5 protein-coding genes are annotated in these 5,669 nt (G+C 68.6%); 3 read left to right on the top strand and 2 right to left on the bottom strand.

Annotated features, from left to right (window positions below):
• The first annotated feature begins 150 nt into the window (after nucleotides 1-150).
• Entirely contained in the window at nucleotides 151-366 is a 216-nt protein-coding gene (locus tag VI238_RS13490; protein ID WP_182530368.1) for a hypothetical protein, read from the top strand.
• 49 nt (nucleotides 367-415) lie between these two features.
• Here the strand turns inward: VI238_RS13490 and VI238_RS13485 are convergent, their stop codons facing one another.
• Nucleotides 416-1,165, bottom strand: coding sequence for a glutamine amidotransferase (locus VI238_RS13485; protein ID WP_331652205.1), 750 nt, complete (start codon nucleotides 1,163-1,165; stop codon nucleotides 416-418).
• Complete coding sequence (locus VI238_RS13480; protein WP_331652203.1) at nucleotides 1,143-2,957, bottom strand: GspE/PulE family protein; 1,815 nt, start codon at nucleotides 2,955-2,957, stop codon at nucleotides 1,143-1,145. The genes VI238_RS13485 and VI238_RS13480 overlap by 23 nt, the downstream gene beginning before the upstream one ends.
• 168 nt (nucleotides 2,958-3,125) lie before the next feature.
• On the opposite strand from VI238_RS13480, the gene glyQ reads away from it, so the two are divergent.
• Both glyQ and glyS read left to right on the top strand, forming a co-directional pair.
• A complete protein-coding gene (glyQ, locus tag VI238_RS13475) occupies nucleotides 3,126-4,031 on the top strand; it encodes a glycine--tRNA ligase subunit alpha (RefSeq protein ID WP_331652201.1) in 906 nt (301 codons plus the stop codon).
• 65 nt (nucleotides 4,032-4,096) lie between these two features.
• On the top strand, nucleotides 4,097-5,669 hold a 1,573-nt coding region (gene glyS, locus VI238_RS13470), incomplete at its 3' end, for a glycine--tRNA ligase subunit beta (protein ID WP_331652199.1).

Raw genomic sequence — 5,669 nt, 5'->3', positions numbered from 1 at the left:
CAGGCGCCCGGCGGAGGCGGCCTCGACTCGTTTTGGTCACAAAACGTCACACAGTTGGCCGCCCGGCCCTATCGGTCGCCCCCGAATCACAGTTACACTTCTAAAACAGTCAAAATAAAGTGCGGTTACACACCGGTGCCGGGAGAGAACATGAAGAAGTCCACAGTTGCGGCAGAATCCGACGACGCGCGCGATGCCAGCCTGCGCGTCTCCAAGCGCGTGCGCGACAGCCTCAAGGCCGCCGCCGCGGTCATGGGCCGGCCGCTGTACGACGTCACCAACGAGGCGATCAGCGACTACCTGTCGGGCCTCAAGCTCGGCGATCCGCTCGCAGCGATCCGCCGCGCGGGTCGCGCGCGCAAGTAAGGGGACCGGGGGAGGGCCGAGCCCGTCGCGAGGACGGCTCGAGCATTCGCTAGGGGCAAGCCAGAGCGATCGCCCGAAAACGGCGCAGGAGCCGGCGGGCCGCCGGCGCGGGCGCGTGTTCCCGCGCCGGACAGCATTCGGCCGGGCAGTCGCCGTTGGCCGCGCGAGGGCGGGCTCGAAGGTACCCGCGCATGATGTCGACGCTGAATTCCGGATGGAATTGCAGGCCCCAGACCCGCGGCGCGTAACGCACCGCGTGATGCGGGTCGTGCGCCGAGCGCGCAAGGACGACGGCGCCGTCCGGCAGTTCGAGCACGCTCTGCTGGTGCGACGCATGCGCCGCGAAGCGCGCCGGAGCCGAGGACAGCAGCGCGTCGGCGTCGGCAGCGGCGAGGCGCTCGATGCCGACCGTACCGATCTCACGACCGCGCGCATGGTAGTCGACGCGACCGCCGAGCGCGTGCGCCAGCAACTGGTGGCCGTAGCAGACGCCGAGAATCGGCAAGCCCCGTGCGACCGCGTCACGCAGCCAACCTGCCGCACCTTCGCTCCAGGGCAGGCGCTCGCTCACCATCGCCGGCGAGCCCGTCACCACTGCGGCTGCATATCCGTGCGGGTCCGGCAATGCCTCGCCGGCGTGCGCCCGCACCACGTCGACGTCGCGCCGGTGCAGGCCGAGGCCGCGGCGGAACCAGTCCGGAAAGTCGCCGTGTCGCGCGCGCACCTGCGGCAGCGTGGTGCCGGTCTGGACGATCAGGAATCGAGCAGAGGCTCGCTCAGTCGATCGGCGGCAGGACATTGACCACTTCGGAAATCGTGGTGACGCCGCGCGCGACCTGGGCCGCCGCGGATGCGCGCAGCGGCTGCATGCCTTCCGCATAAGCGGTTTCGGCGAGCTTCGCGAGGTTCATGTCGGACTGGATCAGCGCGCGCACGGCCGGGGTGATGCGCAGCATCTCGTAGATGCCGGTTCGACCGAGGAAGCCGGTCTTGCGGCATTCGAGGCACCCCTTCGGGACGTAGTACTTCGCCGGCGGCGCGAGCGGCCAGCGATGCGTGAGGGCGGCCCATGCCTGAACGTCGAGCGGCGCCTCCGCCTTGCAGTGCGGACACAGCGTGCGCACGAGGCGCTGCGCGACGATGCCGGTCACGGTGGACTGGATCAGATAGTTCGGTACGCCGAGGTCGAGCAGGCGCGTGATCGCGCTCGGCGCATCGTTGGTGTGCAGTGTGGACAGCACGAGGTGGCCCGTGAGCGATGCCTGCACGGCCATCTGCGCGGTCTCGAGGTCGCGGATCTCCCCGACCATGATGATGTCGGGGTCCTGGCGCAGCAGCGTGCGCACGCCGGCCGCGAAATCGAGGTCGATCGCCTGGTGCACCTGCATCTGGTTGAACTCGGGCGAGACCATTTCGATCGGGTCTTCGACCGTGCAGACGTTCAGATCGGGCGTGGCGAGGTGCTTGAGCGTCGAGTAGAGCGTCGTGGTCTTGCCCGAACCGGTCGGGCCGGTCACGAGCACGATGCCGTGCGGGCGCTCGACCATCCCGCGCCAGATCGTCTCTTCCGCGGGCGAGAAGCCGAGCTGGCGGAACTCCTTGACGACGATGTCGGGGTCGAAGATGCGCATGACGACCTTCTCGCCGAACGCGGTCGGCATCGTCGACAGCCGCAGTTCGACCTCGCGGCCGCCCTGGGAGCGCGTCTTGATGCGCCCGTCCTGCGGGCGACGCTTCTCGGCCACGTCCATGCGCCCGAGGATCTTGATGCGCGACGTCACCGCGGTCATCACCGGCGTCGGCAATTCGAACACCTTGTGCATGACGCCGTCGATGCGGAAGCGCATGTTGCTCATGTCGCGCCGCGGTTCGAGATGGATGTCCGATGCGCGCTGCTCGAACGCGTACTGCAGCAGCCAGTCGACGATGTGCACGACGTGGCGGTCGTCCGCCCCGACTTCGCCGGTCTTGCCGAGTTCGACGAGCTGTTCGAAATTGAGGATCGCGCGGCCGTCGTGGGCATCGCTCTTGGCGTCCTTCGCGCGCTGGATCGAGCGCTGCACGCTCCACCACTCGGCGAGGTAGCGGTTGACGTCGAGCGGGCTCGCGACGACGCGCTGTATGTCGCGGCGCAGGATGTGCCCGAGGTCCGAGAGCCAGCGCGTGTCGAACGGCTCCGGCGTGGCGAACACCACCTGCATCTCGCTGACCGCGACCGGCAGGATGCGATAGCGCTGCGCATATGCATGGCTGATCACCTGGGTCACGCTCGCGACATCGACCTTCATCGGATCGATCTTGAGATAGGGCAGGCCCGCCTTCACCGCGAGCCACTGGGTGAGCACCTCGAGGCTGAGCGGCTTGTCCGGCTGGCGCTGGTCGACGAGCTTGAGATTCGCCACGAGCACGAGCGGGTGCAGTTCGCTGCGCCCGCGCGCGGTCCGGATGTCCGCGCGGACGCGCTTCGCATCACCCTCGCTGAGCAGGCCGTCGCCGACGAGCGCCGCGAGCGTCTCGTCGAGGTCGAGGCGGCGATGCAGGCCGAGCGCATGCGGCTTCGGGGCGCCCGGGAGCTGGGTCACGCTGGCCATGATGCGGGTCCGTCAGGGGTATCCGCCGTTATACTAGCGCGCTTTTCCCGAGGCACTTCGTGAACCCGGTACGGGCTGTACCGCCGCGTGGAGTGCCCGCGCTTGATGAACCTTCGAGGGCGCGGCCCCGCCGCGACCGCGCTTCTTGCACAGACCGACGAGCCACGCATGCCGGGACCGACCTTCCAGGAAGTCATCCAGACCCTCAACCGCTACTGGGCCGAACAGGGCTGCGTGCTGATCCAGCCGCTCGATACCGAAGTCGGCGCAGGCACGTTCCATCCGGCCACGTTCCTGCGCTCGATCGGCCCCGAGCCGTGGGCAGCCGCCTACGTACAGCCATCCCGCCGCCCGACCGACGGCCGCTACGGCGAAAACCCGAACCGCCTGCAGCACTACTACCAGTACCAGGTCGTGCTGAAGCCGAACCCCGACGACATCCTCGACCTCTACATCGGTTCGCTGAAGGCGCTCGGCGTCGACCCGCTCGTGCACGACCTGCGCTTCGTCGAGGACAACTGGGAGTCGCCGACGCTCGGCGCCTGGGGACTCGGTTGGGAAGTCTGGCTCAACGGCATGGAAGTGACCCAGTTCACCTACTTCCAGCAAGCCGGCGGCCTCGAGTGCCGGCCCGTCACAGGCGAGATCACCTACGGCCTCGAGCGTCTCGCGATGTACCTGCAGAACGTCGACAACGTCTACGACCTCGTCTGGACGCGCGCGCCGCACGGCGTCGTCACCTACGGCGACGTGTTCCACCAGAACGAAGTCGAGCAGAGCACCTACAACTTCGAGCACGCGAACGTGCCCAGGCTGCTCGACTGGTTCGACACCTGCGAGGCGGAGGCGAAGCGGCTCGTCGACGCGGGACTGCCCTTGCCCGCCTACGAGCAGGTGATGAAGGCGAGCCACACGTTCAACCTGCTCGACGCACGTCGCGCGATCAGCGTGACCGAGCGGCAACGCTACATCCTGCGCGTGCGCACGCTCTCGCGCGCGGTCGCCGAGGCGTATTTCGCGCAGCGCGAGAAGCTCGGATTCCCGGCTTTGCGCAAGACGCCCGCGCCCGCCTGAGAACCCCGGATCCACCACGACGTCATCCCGCGCGCGGGAATGACGGCAAGCCAGAATGTGCCGCCATGAGCCAAGACCACGCTTCCCTCCTGATCGAACTCGGCACCGAAGAATTGCCGCCGAAGGCGCTCGACGAGCTGTCGACCGCATTCGCGAACGGCATCTGCGACGGCCTCTCCAGGCGCGGCATCGCCGGCGATCTCGCCGACGCCCGGCGCTACTGCTCGCCGCGCCGGCTCGCCGTGCTCGTGCCGCGCGTCGCCGCGCGGCAGCCCGTGCAGAAGTCCGAAGTGCTCGGGCCGTACGCGAACATCGGCATCGACGCGGCCGGACAACCCACGCCGGCGCTGCTCGGTTTCGCGGCGAAGAACGGCCTAGCCGTCGATCAGTTGCAGCGCACGACCGATGCGAAGGGCGAGCGCTTCGTCGCTCGCAGCGAGAAGCCGGGCCAGTCCACCGCGGCACTGCTGCCCGACATCGTCTCTGACGCGCTCAAGGCGCTGCCGATTCCGCGCCCGATGCGATGGGGCGACCACGACTACACCTTCGTGCGGCCGGCGCATTGGCTCGTGATGCTGCACGGCGACGCGGTCGTCGACGCGCAGATCCTCGGCCTTCGCGCTGGCCGCACCTCGCGCGGCCATCGCTTCCACCACCCGCAACCCGTGCACGTGGTCGACGCCGACAGCTGGCTCGACGCCTTGCGCGCCGCCAAGGTGCTCGCCGACCCGGCGGAGCGCCGCGCGCGCGTGCGGAACGAAGTCGCGCGCGTCGCCCCGGCTTCGGCGCTGCCGCGGTTGTCCGATGCGCTGCTCGACGAGATCGCGAACCTCACCGAATGGCCGGTCGGCATCGCCTGCGCATTCGAGCGCGAGTTCCTCGCGGTCCCGCAGGAAGCGCTCGTGACGACGATGGAGACGAACCAGAAGTTCGTGCCGACGTTCGGGGCCGGTGGCCTCCTCACCGAGCACTTCATCGGCATCGCGAACATCGAATCGAAGGACCCGGCCGAAATCCGCAAGGGTTACGAGCGCGTGATCCGCCCGCGCTTCGCCGACGCGAAGTTCTTCTTCGACGAGGACCTCAAGGTTCCGCTCGCGGCGCACCAGCCTTCGCTCGAGAGCGTCACCTACCAGCAGGCGCTCGGCTCGGTCTGGGACAAGACCGTGCGCGTGGCCGAGCTCGCGCGCGTGATCGCCAACCGCTTGCGCGACGCCGGCCTCGATGTCGATGCCGCACTCGCGACGCGCGCTGCCGCGCTGTCCCGCTGCGACCTCATGACGCGCATGGTCGGCGAGTTCCCCGAACTGCAGGGCACGATGGGTCGCTACTACGCGAGGGCGAGTGGCGAGAGTCCCGACGTCGCGCAGGCGCTCGACGAGTTCTACCGGCCGCGCTTCGCCGGCGACGACATCGCGCAGGGCAGGATCGGCCAGGTGCTGGCGGTCGCCGAGCGCGTCGACACGCTCGCCGGCATTTTCGCGGTCGGCATGAAACCGTCCGGCAACAAGGATCCGTTCGCCCTGCGCCGCGCCGCGCGGCGCTCCGCCACAATTTTCGGCCAATGTCCCGGTCCGCGCGGGGCCGAGCCATTCGACCACGATGTCATGAGATCGATGATCGCCATTTCCAACTCAT

It is taken from the genome of Dokdonella sp. (genome assembly GCF_036518555.1).
In the GTDB taxonomy this organism is placed as follows: Bacteria; Pseudomonadota; Gammaproteobacteria; order Xanthomonadales; family Rhodanobacteraceae; genus Dokdonella_A.
Note: the sequence above shows the minus strand (reverse complement) of the source record. Positions and strands in the feature narration are given on the sequence as shown.

Bases quoted from the DNA above. Each gene is read 5' to 3' on its own strand.
- glyQ (WP_331652201.1), top strand. From the start codon at position 3,126: ATGCCGGGACCGACCTTCCAGGAAGTCATCCAGACCCTCAACCGCTAC.
- VI238_RS13490 (WP_182530368.1), top strand. From the start codon at position 151: ATGAAGAAGTCCACAGTTGCGGCAGAATCCGACGACGCGCGCGATGCC.
- VI238_RS13485 (WP_331652205.1), bottom strand. From the start codon at position 1,165: ATGTCCTGCCGCCGATCGACTGAGCGAGCCTCTGCTCGATTCCTGATC.
- VI238_RS13480 (WP_331652203.1), bottom strand. From the start codon at position 2,957: ATGGCCAGCGTGACCCAGCTCCCGGGCGCCCCGAAGCCGCATGCGCTC.